The organism is Chloroflexota bacterium, from assembly GCA_016235055.1.
Classification (GTDB): Bacteria; Chloroflexota; Anaerolineae; order JACRMK01; family JACRMK01; genus JACRMK01.
The window spans coordinates 23,428-42,926 of record JACRMK010000010.1; the positions used below are offsets into that span (position 1 = coordinate 23,428).

Consider the following 19,499-nt stretch of genomic DNA (forward strand, 5'->3'; position numbering starts at 1 on the left):
CTCCCCGTTAGCTTTTCCCCTTCTCCCCCGCGCGCGCGGGAGAGAAGGGGCAGGGGATGAGGGGGCATATTGGCAGCCGATTCCAAAATGAGAATTGCTGGCCGCAAATCGCCCTTCGCGATTGTGCTATAATGTCGAGTATACCCCCTACCGACACGTTCGTCTTCTAATCGTACTTGTTTACTGGGTAGTTGTCATGAGTGCGTAACAGCAGTACTCAGCATGGGCGTTGATCGATTGGTTGACCCGCTCAACCGCCTCGGATGACGCCACAGGCAGACTCGCTCACATACATCAACCCCACCCCCGACCCCTCCCCGCTTCGCGGGGAGGGGCAAAAAACAAAGGGGAGGTGCGCGGCGGCTGCGCCGCCACGCCAATCCCCAAGAACGATTCCCCCTTCTCCCCCGCGTTGCGGGGGAGAAGGGGCCAGGGGATGAGGGGGCGAAGCACTGCAGGTAAGCTCTTAATTGAGAGTCCAATACGGACCGTGCCAGAAACATCGTGCATGCGGCTATCGCGTGGTTGTCTTGGCCAGACATGCAATGAGTACCCGTCCGCAGACGTGGTAAACAATTACTTCTAGTCGTTAGGCCGTGTTATTTTGTTTTGCCGGGTTGCCGATTGCGTATGACAGATTTCGTCCACCTGCATTGTCATTCAGAATACTCGCTGCTGGACGGCTTGTGCCGTCTCAAGCCGCTCGCCAGGCACGTCAAAGCGCTGGGCATGCCCGCCGTGGCGCTGACCGACCATGGCGTGATGTTTGGCGCGTTCGAGTTCTACAAGACGGCCCAGGATGCCGGCATCAAGCCGATCGTCGGCTGCGAGCTGTACATCGCGCGGCGCGACATGCACGACCGCGACCCCGAGGCCGACAAGAAGTCGCATCACCTCGTCGTGCTGGCTGAAAACGAGACCGGCTGGCGCAACCTGCTCAAGATCGCCAGCGCGGCGCAGTTGGAGGGCTTCTACTACAAGCCGCGCGTGGACCACGCCTACCTGGCCGAGCATGCCGAAGGGCTGATCGCGCTGTCGGCCTGCATGTCCGGCGAGGTGATTCGCTCCATCGAGGCCGGGCAGGCGAGCGAGTCGCGCAAGCTGGCCGCCTGGCATAAAGAGGTCTTCGGGCCGGGCCGCTACTACCTGGAACTCCAGCACCGCGAAGGCATCCCGGCCATACAGGAGATCAACCAGGAGTTGATCCAGATCGGCCGCGAGCTCGATGTCCCGCTCGTCGCCACCAACGACGTGCACTACATCAAGCGCGCGGATGCCGCGACGCAGGAACTGCTGCTGGCGATCCAGACCGGCGCGCTCATGAGCGACACGAAGCGCATGCGCATGGAAGGGCAGGATTACTACGTGCGCACGCCGGACGAGATGGCGGCGCTGTTCAGCGGCGTGCCGGACGCGCTGAGCAACACAATGGCCATCGCCGAGCGCTGCAACCTGAAGCTCGACAACAAAGACTATCATCTGCCCGAGTTCAGCGTGCCCGACGGCTTCACGATCGAGAGCTACCTGCGGCATATCGCCGAGGCCGGCTTCGCCCGCCGCTTCCCCAATCCGTCGCCCGAACTGCGCGAGCGTCTGGAAATGGAACTGCGCGTCATCCACCAGATGCAGTTCGACAAGTATTTCCTGATCGTGTGGGACCTCGTGCGCCACGCGCAGGAAAGCGATATCTGGTACAACATCCGCGGCTCGGCGGCCGGCAGCATGGTCGCGTACTGCCTGGGCATCACCGCGCTCGATCCGGTGCGCCACAACCTGATCTTCGAGCGCTTCCTGAACCCCGGGCGTGTGACGATGCCCGACATCGACATGGACTTCCCCGATGACCGGCGCAGCGAGATGATCGAGTACGCAGTGCGCAAGTACGGCTCCGATCGCGTCGCGCAGATCATCACGTTCGGGACGCTGGGCGCCAAGGCGGCGATCCGCGACGTGGCGCGTGCCACCGGCGTCGAGTTGAGCGAAGCCGACCGCATCGCGCGCCTGGTGCCGTCCGGGCCCAAGATCCACCTGGCCGAGCAGTTGCAGGAAGGCGAGTTGGCCGCGCTGTATCAGAACGACGAGACGGTCAAAGCGCTGATTGACAAGGCGTTGAGCCTCGAAGGCATCTCGCGCCACGCCTCGACGCACGCGGCCGGCGTCGTGATCACCGACAAGCCGATCGTCGAGTACGTGCCTTTGCACCGGCCGACCAAGCAGAGCAGCGACGAAGGGCTTGGCATGGTGACCCAGTTCCAGATGAACGATCTGGAAGATCTGGGCCTGCTCAAGATGGACTTCCTCGGCCTGGCGACGCTGACCATCATGCGCCGCGCCGTGGACCTGATCGAGCAGACGCGCGGCGTGCGCGTCGATATCAGCCAGGTGCCGCTCGACGACCCGGCGATCTTCAGCCTGCTCTCCTCCGGCAACGTCGAAGGCGTATTCCAGGTGGAAAGCGCCGGCATGCGCAAAGTGCTGACCGGCCTGAAGCCGACGACCTTCGAGGACGTGTCGGCGACGATTGCGCTCTACCGCCCCGGCCCGATGCAGTTCATCGACTCGTTCATCGCGCGCAAGCACGGCCTGGCGCCGATCACCTACCGTCACCCCGACCTGGAACCGATCATGTGCGACACCTACGGCGCGCTGATCTATCAGGAACAGGTCATCCAGATCATGCGCGACCTCGCCGGCTACTCGGCGGGCGATGCCGATCTCGTGCGCCGTGCCGTTGGCAAGAAGAAGGAAGAAGAGCTCAAGAAGCACCGCGCCGGGTTCGTGAGCGGCGCGCAGCAGACCCGCCAGATCCCGGCGGAAATCGCCGAGCAGATTTGGGCCGACATCGAGTATTTCGCCAACTACGGCTTCAACAAGGCGCACAGCGCGGACTATGCGCTGGTGACGTGCCAGACGGCGTGGCTGAAGGCGCATGACCCGGTCGAGTACATGACCGCCCTGCTGAGCGTGGTGCGCGGCGACACCGAAAAGATCGTCGCGTATATCGCCGAGTGTGCGCGCCTGAAGATCGATGTGCAGCCGCCGAGCCTGAACGAGTCCGAGTTGGACTTCGGCATCGTATTCATGGACGGCAAGCCGTCGGGCATCCGCTTCGCGCTGGGCGCGGTCAAGAACGTGGGCGACGGCGTTGTGAACCTGATCGTGAACGAGCGGCGCGCGAACGGCCCGTTCAGGTCGATCGGCGACTTCGGTGAGCGGGTCGATCTGCGGCAGGTGAACAAGCGCGCGCTGGAATGCCTGGTCAAGGCCGGCGTGTTCGATGCCTTCGCGCGGCGCGAGCAGATGCTGGGCGTGGTCGACCGCATGGTCGAGTCGTCGCAGCGCAAGCATCACGCCGAGTCGATCGGGCAGCTCGACCTGTTCGGCGGGCAACTGGCAAACTCGTCGCTTTCGTTCGGCACGCTGCCCGATGTGCCGCCGCTGCCGCTCAAGGATGTGCTGAACTGGGAGAAGGAGTTGCTCGGCGTCTACGTGTCCGAGCACCCACTCAAGCGGATCATGCCGTACGTGGAGCGCAACGCCACGGCCACCGTCGGCCAGATCGACATGACACTCAACGGGCAGATGATCATCATCGCCGGGTTGGTCGCCTCGGCGCGCACGATCACCACCAAGAAGGGCGATCTGATGGCGTTCGTGCAACTGGAGGATTTGCAGGGTTCGATCGAGGTGACGGTCTTCCCCCGGCTGTACGCCAAAACGAAAGAGCTCTGGCAACCGGACACCGCTCTGGTGCTGCGCGCCAAGGTGGAGGAGCGCGACGGCAAGATGAAGCTGTTGGCCGAGTCGGCCGACCTGCTGCCACAGGAACCGAGCGCGCCGGAGGCGGCCGCGCAGGTCGCAGAGGTGACCGCGGAACTGGCCGCCGCGCCGGTACTGGTCGCGAACGGCAACGGGCACGCCAGGCAGAAGCGCATCGTGCACTATCACCTGTTCGTGACGATTCCGCGCAGCGGAGACCACGCGCAGGATATCGACAAGGTGCGCCAGGCGTATGACCTGCTGATCGCCACGCCGGGCGACGATCGCTTCAGCCTGTCCACGGCCAGCCAGTCCGGGACGGTACTGCTCGACTTCCCGAACGTGACGACCAAACACTCGGTGCAGCTGCAGCAGAAGCTGGTGCAACTGCTGGGCGCCGGTACTGTCAGCGTCAAATCGTTTGAAGTCAGTGCGTAACTTGCAGGCGGCAGAGGGGTTTCATTTTATGCGGCGTCGCTGGCATCGATCTCTACCCTGATCCTCGCCATCCCGGTCGCGTTGATTCTCTACGCGATGGGCATGGCGCTGGTCGAGCAGCTTGTGCTCAGTTTGGCCGTGTCTGTGATGATGGGTATACCGACAAACTGTCGGGACTCAATCGATCGTCATGCCGGCATGTAGTTAGCCGGCATCCACCGTCGCTATAATCAGCGTCACCTTTTTGAGTGGATTCCGGCCAACAACCTGCCGGAATGACGGTCTGGCTGGCCGTGCGATCTCGACACTTTTGCGGTATACGGTGATGATTGTGGCGGTGCATCACGGCAATATCCGCCGTCTGCTGGCCGCATAGCGACGCTGGGAGTTAATTCAGACCGACAGAATCGCAGCGCGCGCCTTCGCTGCAACCGGGGTGGCGCCGGCTATGCCGCCCGCACAGGCTTGCTATGACCATCGACAGTTTGCTTCCGCTCATCGTCAGCGCGCTGGCCGGCTATCTGCTGGGGGCCATCCCGTCGGGCTACATCGCCGTGCGGATCGCGACCGGCCAGGACGTGCGCACGGTCGGCAGTGGCCGTACGGGCGGCACCAACGTATACCGCGCCGCCGGGCGCTGGCCGTTCATCGCCACCATTGCCGGCGACATCGCGAAGGGCGCGCTGTCCGTCCTGCTGGCGCGCCTGCTTTTCGGCGGGCGCAGCGACCCGCTGCTGGGCGCCACGCTCGGCGAGATTGCGCCGCTGGTCGCCGGCTTTGCCGCGCTGCTGGGCAACAACTGGTCGATCTATCTACGCGGCCGCGGCGGCGCGGGGGTGATGACGCTGAGCGGCACGATGCTCGTCCTGGCGCCGATCCCGCTGCTCATCTACGCGCCATTCCCCGCACTGCTGGTGCGCCTGACGCGCATCGCGTCGATCGGCTCGCTGGTGGCTGCCGGGCTCGCGCCGTTCTACTTCGGTGCGCTGGTCTACTTCGGATTGCTGCCGGGCAGCCTGTTCGTCTATGTGCTGGCGAGCGCCATGCTGTTGATCGTGGTGCACGCTCCCAACATCGAGCGGCTCCGGCAGGGCAAAGAGCGCAAATTCGGCGACTCGGCCCAGCCGAAGTAACGCGCCCCAACCCTATGCAGGAACACGTTTGTATTATTGGTACCGGCTCGTGGGGCACGACACTCGCGATCGTGTTTGCGCGCGCCGGGCAGAACGTCAGCCTGTGGGCGCGCTCGCGCGACGAGTCCGATGCGCTGAACACGCGCCGCGAGAACCTCGACTTCTTGCCGGGCATTGCCTTCCCGCTCACCGTGCACGTGACGCACGACCTGGCCGAGGCGGTGCGCGGCGCGCGCATCTGCCTGGCGGTCGTGCCCTCGCAGACCTTCCGCGATAATATCCGCCAGGCGCGCCCGTATCTGGGCTCCGATCAGATAATCGTCAGCGCCGCCAAGGGCATCGAGCTCGGCACGCTCCAGCGCATGAGCGAAATCCTGCGTGCGGAACTGCCCCACATCGACCCGGCGCATTTCGTCGCGCTGTCCGGCCCGAACCTGGCGCGCGAAATCGCCGCCGGCCTGCCGGCGTCGACTGTGGCTGCCTCGCCGGACGAGAACGCGGCGCGTGAGGTGCAGCAACGCTTGAACTCCCCGCTCTTCCGCATTTACACGCACAACGACGTGACCGGCGTGGAACTGGCGGGCGCGCTGAAGAACGTCTACGCCATCGCGGCCGGCGCTGCCGATGCGCTCAACGTCGGCGAGAACGCCAAGGCGACTCTGCTCACGCGGGCGCTGGCCGAAATGACGCGGCTCGGCGCGGCGCTGGGCGCCAACCCGCTCACCTTCGCGGGGCTGGCCGGCATCGGCGACCTGATGTGCACCTGCCACAGCCCGCACAGCCGCAACCACACGCTCGGCGAGCGGCTGGCGCGCGGCGAGAAGCTGGCCGAGATCCAGTCCGGCACGCACATGGTTGCCGAGGGCGTGACGACGGCGCGGGCGGCGCGCGCGCTGGCCGCGGCGCACGGCATCGAAATGCCGCTGGTCGAGCAGGTGCACGCCGTGTTGTTCGCGGACAAGTCGCCCCGGCAGGCTATCGGCGATCTGATGGGACGCGGCGCGAAGACGGAGTTCTGGGGGATCGGTTAGCGGGTATTCGCGACGTCCAAACAGATCGCGCCCCTTCAAGCATTCAGTGCTTGAAGGGGCGCGCGCGTTTGCACCGCCGGCAGACCGTCTACGAGAACACAGCCGCTGCCATCTTGTTGATCGCCTGTATGCCGCGCACTTCGGTGTCATACAGCGGGACGATGGCGCGCACCTGACCGTCAAACTTCTGCCAGACGGTCTGCATGTGCTCTTCCTGCATCGCCACGCGGTTTTGCACGAATGCGGCGGAATTCGGGTTGAGCGACGCCTTGTCAATCAGCATGTTCACGATCACGCCGCCGACCGGGATGCCGAACTCGTGGAACCAGTTGATGAAGCGCGTGATGACCGCGATCGGCAGCGCTTCGGGCAGCGTCACGAAGAAGAACGCCGTTTGCTTGTTGTCGGTCAGCAGTTCGCGGGCATGACTCATGCGGTCGCGGAACGACAGCAGGTAATCCATCAGCGGGTCGGCTTCCTTCTTCTTCGTAAACGACAGCAGTTCGCGCAACGAGCGCGCCTCTTCGCGTGACTTCAACATCTTGTTGACCCACATGGCGTATACCTTGCTCATACCGAGCAGGCGGCGCGCGTTGGCCGTCGGCGCGGTGTCGAACACGTACACGTCGTATTCGTTATTGAACATCAGGTCCACCATATTCTCGAACATGGCAGACTCCTCGAACGCGGGGTTCATCGTCGCCGACTCGACGAACTCATCGGCCTTGGTGCTGATATCGGCGAATTTCAGGAACCACTGGATCTTGTTGCGAATTTCCACCTTCGAGCGCTCGATCGTCTCTTTGGTGTCGATCTCGTACGCCCACAGGTTCGCTTGCCCCTCGACGGCGGTCGGCTTGCCGAAGACGTTCTGCGCGAGCAGGCCCGACAGCGAGTGCACGGGGTTGGTCGACGCGAGCATCGTGCGGCGGCCCTGTTGGGCAAACCAGTAGGCCGTGACGGCGGCCATGACGGTTTTGCCCACGCCCCCTTTGCCGCCAAAAAACACAAACTTCAGGCTGGGATGCTCGGTTACATACTGGGACATCGATTTTTCAATGCCGGGCATAGTCACTCCGTTCGCGGGGCGCATGCCGCCGGCCCCGCTGGCCGTCAGAAATCGCCGTACATGATGCGCGCCAGTTTCTCGATCATCGCCAGGCCGGTGACGTCGCGCTCCATCTCCGGCACATAGCCCCGCACGTCATTGCCGAACTTCTCGCGGATATCGACCAGGTACTTCTGCTGCATCGTGATACGGTGCTTCAGGTAGTCGGGGATGTTCTGCTCGGCCAACCCCTCCGGCAGCATGCGGTTGACCACATAGCCGGAGAGCGGGACATCGAATTTCGCGAACAACTCGGCGGCTTTTTGGGTGTCCAGGATGATCAATTCCTCGGGCACGAGCACGAAGAAGAACGCGGTCTTGAGCTTGTCGGTCAGAATACGCGACGAGGCGTTGATCCGCTCCTTGATGTACGTCAGCTCGTTCAGGATCTGGTCCTGCTCGGTGACTTTCTGGCGTTTGACGCGCGAGACCATCTCCTCGTACTCGCGCATCTCTTCGCGCAGCTTGGTAATCTTGTTGATCCACTCGTCGTACACCTTCGCCATGCTCAAGTAGTAGAGCGCGTGGCCGAGCGGGACGAGGTCGTAGATATAGTAATCGTAGTCGCCCTTGACGACGATATCCACCACCGCGTCGAAGATCGCCGATTCCTCCATGGCCGGCTCGGCGGACGCGGCCTGGATGTAGTTCTCGATCTCCTCGGGCACCTGGTCAAAGCCGTACATGTCCAGGATCTTCTTGCGGATCTCGCCCTGGTATTCCTTGATGTGCTGGTCGGCGTCGATCTCCTGCGCCCATAGATTCTCCATGATGGGCACGGGGCCTTTGCCGAAGATGTCCTTCTGGAAGATGTCTGACAGGGAAGCCTGAGGGTCGACGGAGAAGACGAGCACTTTGAAGCCGCGCTTGGCGAGCCAGTACGCCGTCGCCGCGGAGAACGTGGTCTTGCCCAACCCGCCCTTGCCGCCGAACATAATATAGCGCCGGTCGGGGTTCTGCTCGAAGACGTCTTTGAGGGCCATAGAGACTCCGGTAGCCGGCCGTTCATCGCCAACGCGGCGGACGGCCGGGCGCTGACACGGCTTTAGAACATGGCGTCGGACAGGTCTTTTTCGCGCAACATGCGCCGCTTCCAGGTGGCAATCTGCGGCACGACATACGGCAGCAGCCGCAGCGAGTAATACGGCGGCAGGATCGGCACGCCGATCAGGTCGCCCATGGTGATGAGGATGAACAGGTGCTCCATGCTCGCGCGCGTGCGCAGCGCGGCGCGGCTCATGTCGTGCGAGGCCATGCCGTACATGACCTCGCGCAGGCTCTGCAAAAAGCCGCCGCGCTTGGGCTCGGATTCGTTGGACTCAGGCATGACGATCCTCCTCGGATCTTAGTTGGCTCAGACCACGTGCAGGTCAAATTCCTCGGCGTCGGTGGGCATGCGTTCGCGCAGCACGCGCCGTTTCCACCCGGCGATATTGGGCACCGCATAGGGCAGGATGCGCAGCGCGTAATACGGCGGCAGGATCGGCACGCCGATCAGGTCGCCCAGCGTGATCAGCATGAACAACGTCTCGAGCGCGCCGCGCTCCTCGAGCGCGGTGTGCGCGAATTCATAGCCGATCAGCCCGTACAGGAACTCGCGGACTTGCGCCAGCCGCTCGTTCGTCGCTCGCGCGACCGTATGCAGCGCGTCTCTCATGCGGTTCCACCCTCCGTGGCCCCATTATACATGCCGCTGGCAGAGGTGTCAACGAAAATGCGCGTTGACGGACGGCGCGCGCCTGTGCTACAATCCCGCCAACGTCGGAACGGATCGGAGGCGTCATGCCGGACTGGTTGACTTTCGCGCTGGGTGCCATCGCCTTGAGTTGGGTGGCCTGCTTCGCGGCGGGTTCCGTGTGGAACCTCAAACGCGGCAACGACGCGCTGCGCTGGCTGCGCGGCGCATTGCCGGCGCTCGGCAGCCGCACCACGATGCAGTGGCTCGGCACCAGCATCGTGAAGCTGACGATCGCTCAGGCCAAAGAGCCGTTCCGCGACATCGAGATCCTTGTGGCGATGGAACCGCGCGACGTGCCGCTGCTGTGGGTCTACGGCCACATGCACGGCCGGCGCGACACGCTGATCTTCCGCGGCAACCTGCGCCGGCCGCCGACGGTCGAAGTCGAGGCGATCAACCCCGCGCTCTGGACCGGGCGCGAGGGGTTGGGCGAGGTCGACCTGCAGGCCTGGTCGCCGGTGGCGATCGCCGCAGGCGAAAGCGCGGCCACACCGCCGTCGTACGTGACCGTGGCCCACGGGGATAGCGGCCCCGACCAACTGCGCGCCTGGTTCGCGCGCTCGACCCAACTCGTGCCGGGGCTGGCGCGCCTGTCGGTGCGCCGCTCGGCGACGTACCAGTTCCAGTGGCACAGCACGCTGCCGAAGCTCGCGGCCGTCTCCGCCGACGACCTCGTCGGCCTGGTGCGGCAGATCGGCCAACAGGCCGGCGCCTGAAACGGCTTTCAACCAAATCCAACACAAAGGCGCAAAGACACCAAGCACAACCGAATGTTTTCTTTGTGCCTTTGCGACTTTGTGTTGAAATACTATGCGCCGTATGTCGCGCGCGAACAACGAAATCGGCTCACCCGTTTCTCCGGGTGAGCCGATTTTTCGTCCGTCGCCGTGCTAGCGCCCGGCGGTGCTCGATGCCCGCGCCGGTGCTGCCGAGGCGCCGCGCTTCAGATTCTGATACGCTTTCCAGCCGTCCCAGGCAATGATCGCGGCGCAGACGAACAACAGCGCCGCCACGCCCACCATGATGACCCCGCCGAACAGCGCGAAGCCGTCCGTCTGCAGTTGCCCTTTGGGGAACAACACGGTGCTCCACATGTTGTAGGCAGTGACCAGCGTCGAGGCCATGGTCGTCACATACATGAAGACCATCGGAATGCCCGCAAACGCCGCATTGCGCTTGGTCGAAACCAGCCAGATCGTGACGATCAGCAGACTCAGCGCCGCCATCAACTGGTTCGACGCGCCGAACAACTGCCACAGATAGACCCAGGTACCGCTGAGGACCAGCAAGAGCGTGCAGAGCATGCTGATGACCGTGGCCACGTGCACGTTGCGCAAGACGGGCGCGGCATCGCCCAGCCACTCGGCCAGCGTCACGCGCATGACGCGGAAGAGCAGTTGCACGACCGTCAGTACGATAATCACGAAGGTGGCGAATCCGATCGCCTGCCCGAAGGCCGAGTCGAGGCCAAAGACGCTCAGGAACTTACCGATGCCTTGCGCGAAACGCGCGCCGCCGGCGCCTGTGCCCGCCACCGACACCGCCATCAGCGATACCAACGCCAGCGCGTTCTCGCTCAACATGCCGCCGCCGCCCACCGGCAGCGCGTCGGTCTCATACTCCAGTTGGCGCGAGGTGCCGACCGATCCGATCAGCGCGTGCCAGCCGGAGATCGCGCCGCACGCGATCGTCACGAACAGCATCGGCCACAACGGCTGGATCATGCCGCCCTGACCCGGATCGAAGCTCGTGAACGCGCCCAGGGTGAACGCCGAGACCTGGGGACTGAGCGCGCCGATGTTCAGCAGATTGCCCAAACCGGATAACGCCGCGCCCAGCCACGACCCGACGATGGCCAGCGCTGTCACCCAGAAGCCGATGTAGTTGACCGGCTGGGTGTAGCGCCAGATCGGCAGGATCGCGCCGAGATACGAGAACAGGAACACGAACAATACCCAGAACAGGAGGCTGGGAGTAATGAACGCCGTCGCCTGCACGGCGATGCCCGAGCCGCCCGCTGCGCCCGTGATGGCGTTCGGGGTCGGATCGTAGAACTTCAACAATTCCTTGGGGCCCGTCGCGTTTGGAATCGCCTTGCCCTGCCAGTCGGTCAACGGGCCATACGGGCCGGTCACGGCCTCGTTGACGGCCTTGTTGAAGCCCGCCATGGCGCCCCAGACCGGGCCGGCATCCTTCAGTGCGGGAGCCGCCGCCGCATTGGCCGGCGGGTTATAGACATTTCCAAATGGACCGGCCAGGATGACCACCAGCGTCAAGCCCACGGCGATCACCGTGACCATGATCAGGTCCATCTTCATCCGGTAGAGCATCTGCCCGGTCAGCAGGCCGAAGACCATCAGGCCAAGCACCGCCAGCCCGGTCGTTGGGTTGGCGTTGATCGTCGCGGCCATGATGCCGACGAACGCGCCGGCGACCAGCAGCAGATAGAAGAAGATGAACACGAAGAGGATCTGGCGGGTGCGCGGCGCAATCAGCTTGTGGGCGATCGCCGAGAGGGAATTGCCATCGTTGCGCACGGAGAGCATGATGGCGCTATAGTCGCTCACCCAGCCGATAAACGTCACGCCGAGCGCCAGCCACAGAATGGCAGGCAGCCAGCCCCACAGCAGCGCGGCGGTGATGACGCCGACAATCGGCCCGGCCGCCGCTACGGACTTGAAATGATAGCCGTAGAGGACGTTCTTGCTGGTGGGCATAAAATCGACGCCATCATTGTACATCTTGGCGGGCGTCGCGCGCTTGGCATCAGCCTGTATCACATCGCGATCGATGCGCTTGGCGTAGAAGTTGTACGCCAGGTAGATCGTCAGAATGCCGATCACGACGACATACAGCGTATTCATAGTCTGTCTCCTCCGGGTTCGGGCCGGCATGCAAGTTAGTTGGGCTTCGACAACTCAGCGATGGAGCAGTTGACTCGACTATGCACGTGCGCAGGATTTCAGGGCATGTTAAGTGGGGCGGCGATCACCTCCTTGCCATATGGCCGGATGAACGGCTACGGCCCGACGGGTTCCCGCTCGGCGATACGCCGGGCGATGGCGGCTTCCGCGGCCGGCGCATCCCGGAAGGCGAAGATCTCGCGCACGCCGACGATGATCGATGGGTAACGGCGCAGACCCCAGCGCAGCGATTTCCAGACCCCTTCGATGGAGGCGGCGTCGATTACGGTGATGGCAATCTGCGCGCCGAAACGCTCAACCAAATGCGTGATCCACTGCGACACGAGCGCGTACTCTCGCATCAGATCGGCGGGCATAGCCGATTGCAACTGCTCGGCATGGATGCGTTCGCCGATACCCTGCTCTTTGAACACGATCTCGCAGTGCGTACAGTGGTAGTAACCGGTAGGGGCGTAGGCAACCACTTCGATAGGGAGCGGCGGCTTCATTCCTTCCTTTTCTGACCTTCAGGTGCTTGGATTCTAGCACTGGTATCCGCTGAAAGTCAAGCGAATTTCGAGCCTCGAGCCGGACGGCGGGACGCGACCGGCGTGCGTTCGGATCGGCTTTTCGCGCTATGCAAGGCGCGCGGACAAAAAAGGCCGGAGCCCGCTGTGTACACAGCGGGCTCCGGCCGGTTGTCTGTTGAGTGCTGCTCGCGGCCTGAGCGCCACTCGACAGCCCGTATTTAGATGTTGGTGCGGCGGCGCATCACAAACGACGCGCCCAGCGCGGCCAGTCCGCCAATCAGCGCGACCAGCGCCGGCGACGCATCCGGCACGACCGGCGAATCCGAGCCGGACTTCGGCAGCGTGGCCGGGGCGGCGGCCTTCTCCACTTCGACCTTCAGGAACTTCGCGATCGTCGAGACGTCGGCGTCGGTGACCCACTCGGCGCGGAAGGTCGGCATGTTGGCGCGCGGCGTCCGCACCTGCTTCAGGACTTCGGCTTCGCTGATCGTCTTGCGACCCTGGCCGGTGACAAGCGTCGCGATGCGCTCGGCGTTCTCGCCGTGACAGGCCGAGCAGCGCTTCTGGTTGAACAGCGTCTTGCCCGGGTCCTCGCCCGCCTTCGGCTGGTACGGCGTGAAGGTGAACTGCACGGCCGGCAGCGACTTGAAGTAGTCGAACATGTCCTTCAATTGCTGGTCGGTGACCTGCGTCGTGCTGAACGCGGGCATTTGATTGCGCGGCGTCCGCACCTGTTTGATGATGTCGTCCGCTGTCTTCTCGTAGGCCGCCAGCGCGCGCGCGACCTTGCCTTCCGCGTTCGCGCCGTGGCAACTCTTGCAGCCCTTGGCGTCCCACGCCGCTTTGCCAGCTGCGGCGTCAAGCGACGGATTGGCCTGCGCCACACCGGTGGGCGCCGATGCCAGCCACAAGCTAAGTCCCAGCAGGGCAATGCCGACAATTCGCAACAGATTCTTGGTGCTCAAGTCTTCCTCCTCTAGCGTGTGTGAGATAGATGGGATGGTCTGCACATCTGCCGCGCGGCGGCCGCTTGCATACCGCACGGCAGCGGAATAAAGCTACTGGACCACGACGACGCCATGCATTTCGTCGTGCGGCGTGCACATGTATTTGAACGTGCCGCGCTGCGTGAACACGAAACTGAACGTCTTACCCTGGATAATGAGCGGCGAATCGAGCAGGAGCGGCTTGTCCTCCGACGTGATGGTGTGGTCTTCAATGTCCTTGTTGAGCCAGACGACCCGAGTGCCAACCGGCACGGTGATGGTCGCCGGGATGAATTCATAGTTGTCAATGGTCACCGTGACCACGCTCGGCGCTGGAATCGCCGTCGGCGCAACGGTCGGCTGCGCAACCGGCGCGGCCGTCGGCTGCGGGACCGCGGTGGGCGTCGGCAGCAACTTGGTGATCTCGCTCTCGCCCTTCGGCAGCACGCGCAGATAAGCGATGACCTGCCAGATCTCGTTGTCCTTCAGCGTGCCCTTCCAGCCCGGCATACCGGTATGCGGCGAGCCGTTCTCGGTGATCCAGAACAGCGTGCCGTCGCTGCGCGCCTGCGCCCTGGCCGATGTCAGGTCCGACGCGCGCGGGTAGATGTGCATGCCGATTGGCGTCTGGCCCTTGCCGTCCCCGCCGTGGCAGAGCACGCAGCGCGCGGTGAACGCGCGGCGGCCGGCCGCCAGCGTGTCAGCGTTGGATGGCAGCGGGTTGGCGCGCGCGGCGACATCGCCCGGGATGATGAACTGCCGGCCGGTGTCGGCCATCATCAGCACCAAGTCTGACGGTGTATCGAGCGCGGTGCGCGCGCTCAACAGGAAATACGCGAGCGACGCGGCGATGGCGCTGACCGCGAGCAGCAGCGCGATCGACAGGAGCATGATCATCAGGCGCGACGAGCGCAGTTTGCCCAGGCTGACGGCCAGGGCGCGGTTCTTCTGGTGCAGGTCGCGCATCGCCGCGTTGTTCGATTCGTCGAGCCGCCGGCTGAGCGTGCGCACGAGCTCGTAGTCCACCTGCGGGTAGCGCTTCAGCAGCGCGGCGAACGTGTCGAGCGGCACGTCCTGCGCCTCAAGCGCCGTCACGGCGCGCACGCTGGCGGTGCGCTTGCGGTCCGCCTGCAGCAGGCTCATCTCGCCGACAAAATCGCCGGCTTCGCTGGCGCCCAGCACGCGCTCGTCTTCGGTGCCGAGCGCTTTGACCGTTTCAGCGCGACCGGACAGTATGACAAAGAACGAATCGCCGCGCTCGCCTTCCTTGAACAACAGTGCGCCGGCGGCGAACTGGCGCTTCTGGCTGGCCGCTTCGAGTGCGGCCAGTTCCTCAGCCGGCAGCGATGCCAGGATCGGAGCTTGTTTGATGAGCAGGTCTTTCATAGCCTCACGAGATTCGGCCCACGGCCGGCGAGCGGGCTGCCTGAGACACAGCCCCTCCAGCCGCAACGTTGCCGAGCAATGAATCGCCGGGCGCATTGGAGCGCCCCGGATAATATAGTAAAATCTACGGCGTGAACCCGGCTCCGACTGAAGTCCAACTGATGCAGCGCGTGGTGGGCGGCGATGCCGACGCGCTGCTGATGCTGTACGAGCAGTACGGCCGCATCGTCTACTCGGTCGCCATGTACGTCCTGCAAGATCCGCAGCACGCCGAGGAAGTGACCCAGGACGTGTTCATGACGGTCTGGCAGAAGGCCAGGATGTTCGACCTGAAGCGCGGCACCGCCAAATCATGGCTCACGCAGATCGCCCGCAATCTGGCGATCGACCATCTGCGCCGCCAGCGCCGCCGCGGCCAGGAAAGCCACCCACTGGAACTGGCGGAGATGCTGCCGGCTCCCGGCACAATTCGCAACGACGACCAGCACGAGCTATTCGGCCATCTGCAGAAGCTGCCCACAGAACAACGGCAGGCGATAGAAATGGCCTATTATCAAGGATACACGCACCAGGAAATCGCCGAGCGGCTCAAGTTGCCGTTGGGCACCGTCAAAAGCCGCATCCTGCTCGGCTTGCGCAAGCTGCAGGGCTTGCTCAAATAGACGGCCCTTGCCAGTTAATACGTCCAAACGGTTTCAGTAGATTTAGAAAGCTGATAATCTTTTTGACCGGCTGGGACGTATTATCTAATGGCAAGGAAGGTAGTGCATATGTTAACTCACGACGAGATTCTCGAGCTTATTCCTCTGACGGCGCTGGATGCCGTTTCGGAGGTTGAGGCGCAGGAAGTAAAGGAGCATTGCGCCGGCTGCCCGACCTGTGGTTCAATCCTGTCCGATTACGGCTATGTGGCATTGGGATTGTCTGAAGGTGTTCCGCAGCGCGAACCGCCCGCGCGGCTGGCGTCTGCCTTGCGTGCACGCGTGGCTCCCGCACAGTCAAGGCGTTTCGCTTGGGCATCGTTGTTCCGGCTGCCAGCCGGTTTTTCGCCGGGCATGGCCGTGGCCGCGGTTGTATTCGTATTGCTGGCCGGGCTGGGCATCTGGCGCTTCACGGCGCCGCCCGCCGATACTGACGCGATCGAGGTGGCCCGCCTGCAGCGCTCCACCGAAGCAGTGAAAGCGAGCATCAAGGGCACCGATCGCGCGCCGAGTTCCACCGGGCAGGTACTGGCCGACCCGCAGGCGACCGTCGGCTATCTGGTCGTCAGCCAGTTGAACGTCTTGCCCGCCGAGCAGGTGTATCAGGTCTGGCTGATTCGCAGCGGCCAGCGCGACAGCGGCGGCACCTTCACGGTCGATGCGCAGGGTAGTGCGCGCGTGCGCCTGCAGGGCACGGTGGCGTTCGCCAGCTACAGCGATGTGGGCGTGACGGTCGAGCCGAAGGGCGGCAGCCCGGGGCCGACCTCCGCGAAGGTCATCGGCGGGTCGTTCATACCGCCCGGTCGCTGACGCGGCGTGCACAAACTAAACACAAAGACACCAAGGCACAAAGGAGATTGTTACTGAAAACTTTGTGTCTTGGTGTCTTTGTGTTGAAATTTTTTCCGCGCCGGCGGCTACTGCACACCTGCGCGGCTGCCGCTCCACTCCGTCCGCAGGATGCCCATCAGCACCAGATCGATATGCCGGCCGTCGCCCCAGACGTGCTGGCGCAGACGGCCTTCCTCGATGAAACCGCACGCGCGGTAGGCGCGCAACCCGCGCTCGTTGGTCGCATTCACTTTCAGCCAGACCTTGTGCGCGTTGCGCAGGCGGAACGCGTAGTCGAGCAGCACGCGCACGGCGTCGCGCCCATAGCCGCGTCCCCAGTACACTTTGTCGCCGATGGCGATGCCAAGCTCGTAGACCTGCGCGGTCGTGTCCACCAGTCCGTCGGGCTGGCGCAGGCCGCACTGGCCGATGATGCGGCCATCGGCCTCGATGGCAAAGTTCGAGCCGTCGCGGCCGCCGCGCCGCGCTCCATCCTCAAACTCGGATTCGAGCCGCGCCAGCGATTGCGGCATCGGCGGGTCGCCGCCGCCGGCCAGTTCCACCTCGGTGTCGTTGTTGTAAGCCCACACGCGCGCGAGGTCTTCGCGTTCCAGCGCGCGCAGGATGACTTTTTCGCCCTTGAGCATGATGTCCCGTCGTTCCTTACGCGGCGACCCGCCGCTGCTCGATCAGCGCGCCAGCGACCCACGTGGGCGGCGGCGTGCCGTACATCTCCATCGTATCAGAGTATGTGATGTCGAGGATGCGGCCCGCGAGCGGGCCGAGCAGGTAGCGCACCGTCTACCCGCAATCGCGCGCGTCGACGCGCGCCCAATATGCTTTGTCGCCAATCGCGATGCCGGGCTCGTAGACCTGTGCAGTCGCGTCCACCAGCCCTTCGGGCTGGCGCAAGCCGCACTGGCCGATAGACGCCGCAACGCACCGACCACGCCCGAAGCCACGCGCAAAATGAAGCCGCCTTCCCACTATGCCAAACAACTTCGCCAGAAAGCCGCGTAGGTGGCGTGGTCGGCGTCCATCCGTTCTGCGCTCATGCCTGTTTCTCTTCGCGCTACTCCAGGCGCGGTGGTCCCTGCTGAATACGTCCGCGAATGGCGCTCCGCTTATCGGGTTGGTAGAGCGCATCCCACATCCCTTCGATCCACCATGTCGCACCGACTTCTGCCCAGGGGCGAACAATCGATGCTCCCATCGCATGGTCATCACCCGGCGTTTGACCTTCAATGATGATGTCGAAGGGAGTAGTGTCGGCGCGATTGACGTCGACAAACGCTTTCATTTCCTGAATGTCCTCAATGGTTGCTGGTCGCTCCTGACCATTCTCTCCTATCACGGTGGGCAACAATCCATCATAGCGCAACACGCGCCGCATTGATTTCATCCGCGGCCATGCACCCACTAACCAGATAGGAATGCGCGGCTGCTGCACGGGTGGGGGCGGGGGATGATGGTCGATATCCTTGACTCTGTAATGCTTGCCCTCATGGTTGAATGGCTGTCCGCGCCACAAACCTGTCAGGATATCTAACCCTTCATCGAGCAGTTCTGCGCGAATCTTGCGGTCGGTTACTTCGCCAAATGCCTCAAACCCACTTGGCACATACCCCAGTCCTACTGAAAGGATAATGCGTCCATTCGAAAGATTGTCGAGTGTCGCTGTCTCGCTGGCAAGTTTCCACGGTCGCATTCGTGAGACGGGTGTGAGCATCGTGCCGAGGCGAATGTGTTCTGTTCGCATGGCGGCGGCAGCTAGCGATACCCAGGCATCAATTCCCCAAACGGGTTCCCAGACAAAAAAGCCATCCCATCCTGCCGATTCCGCCTCGTGAGCAAGCTCGGCAACAGTACGGGCGTCACCGTATGGCAGGACGAAGCCATATTTCATCAAGTGCTCCTTATGGGGCGCTCATGGCAACCTTCTACAACTTCCATTCGTCAACATCGTCAAACCTTCTTCTGCTCGATCAGCGCGCCGGCGACCCACGTGGGCGGCGGCGTGCCATACATCTCCGTCGTGTCGGAGTATGTGAGGTCAAGCACGCGCCCTTGCAGCGGGCCGAGCAAATAGCGCACGGTCTGGCCGCAATCGCGCGCGTCACTCTTGGCCGTCACGCAGTGCTGGTTGTAGCCCCAGTAATCGCCCATGCCCAGGATGTCCAGCCCCTCCTGGATCGTCTTACGCGCGAGGTCGAGCCCGCCCTGCTCCGGGTATAGCGCCTTGCCCGGCGGGTCGTTGTAGCCGATGCCGTGATGGAACGGGTCGGCGGTGGAGACGACCACCGCGCCGTCCTTGACGATCTTCTGCAGCTCGTCCATGCCGGGAAAGATCATCGGCCGGCCGCCGACGAGATACGGGTAGCGCACGAATACCTCGGGCGATTTGACGCCGCGCACGTTGCACTCCTCATCGAGCAGGAACAGGAAATCGTCGAGCGAGTACTCGGCCTTCCAGTTGTCGTGACCGGGCAGCCCGGGGCCCTGGAAGCCCCAGTACTTCTCCTTCGTCACGTCCGCGCCGTTGGCGACGCGCACGCGCGCCTCCTGCAGGTCGTCGCTCAGCGCGTGCAGCACGCCGACGACCAGCACGGCCGGCGCGCCCGAGTCGAGGCAAGCTTGCGCGGTGGCGGCGATCTGGTGGCCGCACGGTTTCAGGCCGGCGTGCGGGAAGATGATCGAGCCGCCCTGCTTGAGCGTGTCGCCGAGCTTCCACTGGCGGCCGCGCGCGAGGATCGCGGCGATGCCTTTGGGGCCGAGCTCGGCGCGTTCCTTCTGTTCCAGTTCGTGCACATAGGCGCCCAGCGCCTGTCGGTTCAGCGGTTGGGTCATGGGTCGGCTCTCCTTCGGTCGTGGGGATCGGCGCGCCTGTGGCGCGGCGAGGTTATTATACGCTGGATTGCAGTCATTTTGTTCTAACCCAGCAAGGCATTGCTGCAT

General features: G+C 63.7%; 17 protein-coding genes. 6 read left to right on the plus strand and 11 right to left on the minus strand.

All coding sequences use genetic code 11. The features are described from left to right. Positions 1-630 precede the first annotated feature (630 nt). The 3 genes from HZB53_02845 (at position 631) to HZB53_02855 (ending at position 6,361) form a co-directional block, all read left to right on the plus strand. The gene (locus tag HZB53_02845; protein MBI5876562.1) at positions 631-4,197 is read left to right on the plus strand and encodes a DNA polymerase III subunit alpha; all 3,567 of its coding nucleotides are present in this window, start codon (positions 631-633) and stop codon (positions 4,195-4,197) included. Between the two features lie 470 nt (positions 4,198-4,667). Further along, complete coding sequence (locus HZB53_02850) at positions 4,668-5,330, plus strand: glycerol-3-phosphate acyltransferase (protein MBI5876563.1); 663 nt, start codon at positions 4,668-4,670, stop codon at positions 5,328-5,330. 14 nt (positions 5,331-5,344) lie between these two features. Continuing rightward, the gene (locus tag HZB53_02855) at positions 5,345-6,361 is read left to right on the plus strand and encodes an NAD(P)-dependent glycerol-3-phosphate dehydrogenase (GenBank protein MBI5876564.1); all 1,017 of its coding nucleotides are present in this window, start codon (positions 5,345-5,347) and stop codon (positions 6,359-6,361) included. 88 nt (positions 6,362-6,449) lie between these two features. Here the strand turns inward: HZB53_02855 and HZB53_02860 are convergent, their stop codons facing one another. From HZB53_02860 to HZB53_02875, 4 genes are all read right to left on the minus strand, one after another. Further along, positions 6,450-7,430 (minus strand): TRC40/GET3/ArsA family transport-energizing ATPase, encoded by a 981-nt coding sequence (locus HZB53_02860; GenBank protein MBI5876565.1) that lies wholly within the window; start codon positions 7,428-7,430, stop codon positions 6,450-6,452. A gap of 44 nt (positions 7,431-7,474) precedes the next feature. Further along, positions 7,475-8,452 (minus strand): TRC40/GET3/ArsA family transport-energizing ATPase, encoded by a 978-nt coding sequence (locus tag HZB53_02865; protein MBI5876566.1) that lies wholly within the window; start codon positions 8,450-8,452, stop codon positions 7,475-7,477. 62 nt (positions 8,453-8,514) lie between these two features. Continuing rightward, on the minus strand, positions 8,515-8,796 hold the full coding sequence (locus tag HZB53_02870) for a hypothetical protein (GenBank protein ID MBI5876567.1): 282 nt from the start codon (positions 8,794-8,796) through the stop codon (positions 8,515-8,517). 27 nt (positions 8,797-8,823) lie between these two features. Next, entirely contained in the window at positions 8,824-9,126 is a 303-nt protein-coding gene (locus tag HZB53_02875; protein ID MBI5876568.1) for a hypothetical protein, read from the minus strand. A gap of 125 nt (positions 9,127-9,251) precedes the next feature. Here HZB53_02875 and HZB53_02880 point away from each other — a divergent pair, with 125 nt between their 5' ends. Next, positions 9,252-9,923 carry a hypothetical protein gene (locus tag HZB53_02880; protein ID MBI5876569.1) on the plus strand — a complete coding sequence of 224 codons (672 nt, stop codon included), beginning with the start codon at positions 9,252-9,254 and terminating at the stop codon, positions 9,921-9,923. 174 nt (positions 9,924-10,097) lie between these two features. Here the strand turns inward: HZB53_02880 and HZB53_02885 are convergent, their stop codons facing one another. From HZB53_02885 to HZB53_02900, 4 genes are all read right to left on the minus strand, one after another. Further along, positions 10,098-12,071 (minus strand): carbon starvation protein A, encoded by a 1,974-nt coding sequence (locus HZB53_02885; protein MBI5876570.1) that lies wholly within the window; start codon positions 12,069-12,071, stop codon positions 10,098-10,100. 155 nt (positions 12,072-12,226) lie between these two features. Beyond that, a complete protein-coding gene (locus tag HZB53_02890; protein ID MBI5876571.1) occupies positions 12,227-12,619 on the minus strand; it encodes a hypothetical protein in 393 nt (130 codons plus the stop codon). A 239-nt stretch (positions 12,620-12,858) separates the two neighbouring features. Then, positions 12,859-13,605, minus strand: a complete 747-nt coding sequence (locus tag HZB53_02895) for a c-type cytochrome (GenBank protein MBI5876572.1) — start codon at positions 13,603-13,605, stop codon at positions 12,859-12,861. A gap of 93 nt (positions 13,606-13,698) precedes the next feature. Further along, positions 13,699-15,012 carry a cyclic nucleotide-binding domain-containing protein gene (locus HZB53_02900; protein ID MBI5876573.1) on the minus strand — a complete coding sequence of 438 codons (1,314 nt, stop codon included), beginning with the start codon at positions 15,010-15,012 and terminating at the stop codon, positions 13,699-13,701. A gap of 131 nt (positions 15,013-15,143) precedes the next feature. Here HZB53_02900 and HZB53_02905 point away from each other — a divergent pair, with 131 nt between their 5' ends. Then, positions 15,144-15,674, plus strand: coding sequence for a sigma-70 family RNA polymerase sigma factor (locus tag HZB53_02905; GenBank protein ID MBI5876574.1), 531 nt, complete (start codon positions 15,144-15,146; stop codon positions 15,672-15,674). 108 nt (positions 15,675-15,782) lie between these two features. After that, complete coding sequence (locus HZB53_02910; GenBank protein ID MBI5876575.1) at positions 15,783-16,523, plus strand: anti-sigma factor; 741 nt, start codon at positions 15,783-15,785, stop codon at positions 16,521-16,523. A 107-nt stretch (positions 16,524-16,630) separates the two neighbouring features. Here HZB53_02910 and HZB53_02915 read toward each other — a convergent pair whose 3' ends face one another. From HZB53_02915 to HZB53_02925, 3 genes are all read right to left on the minus strand, one after another. Further along, positions 16,631-17,191, minus strand: a complete 561-nt coding sequence (locus tag HZB53_02915; protein MBI5876576.1) for a GNAT family N-acetyltransferase — start codon at positions 17,189-17,191, stop codon at positions 16,631-16,633. Positions 17,192-17,616: 425 nt separating this feature from the next. Beyond that, entirely contained in the window at positions 17,617-18,450 is an 834-nt protein-coding gene (locus HZB53_02920; GenBank protein MBI5876577.1) for an LLM class flavin-dependent oxidoreductase, read from the minus strand. Between the two features lie 59 nt (positions 18,451-18,509). After that, a complete protein-coding gene (locus tag HZB53_02925) occupies positions 18,510-19,391 on the minus strand; it encodes a hypothetical protein (GenBank protein MBI5876578.1) in 882 nt (293 codons plus the stop codon). Between the last annotated feature and the right edge of the window lie 108 nt (positions 19,392-19,499).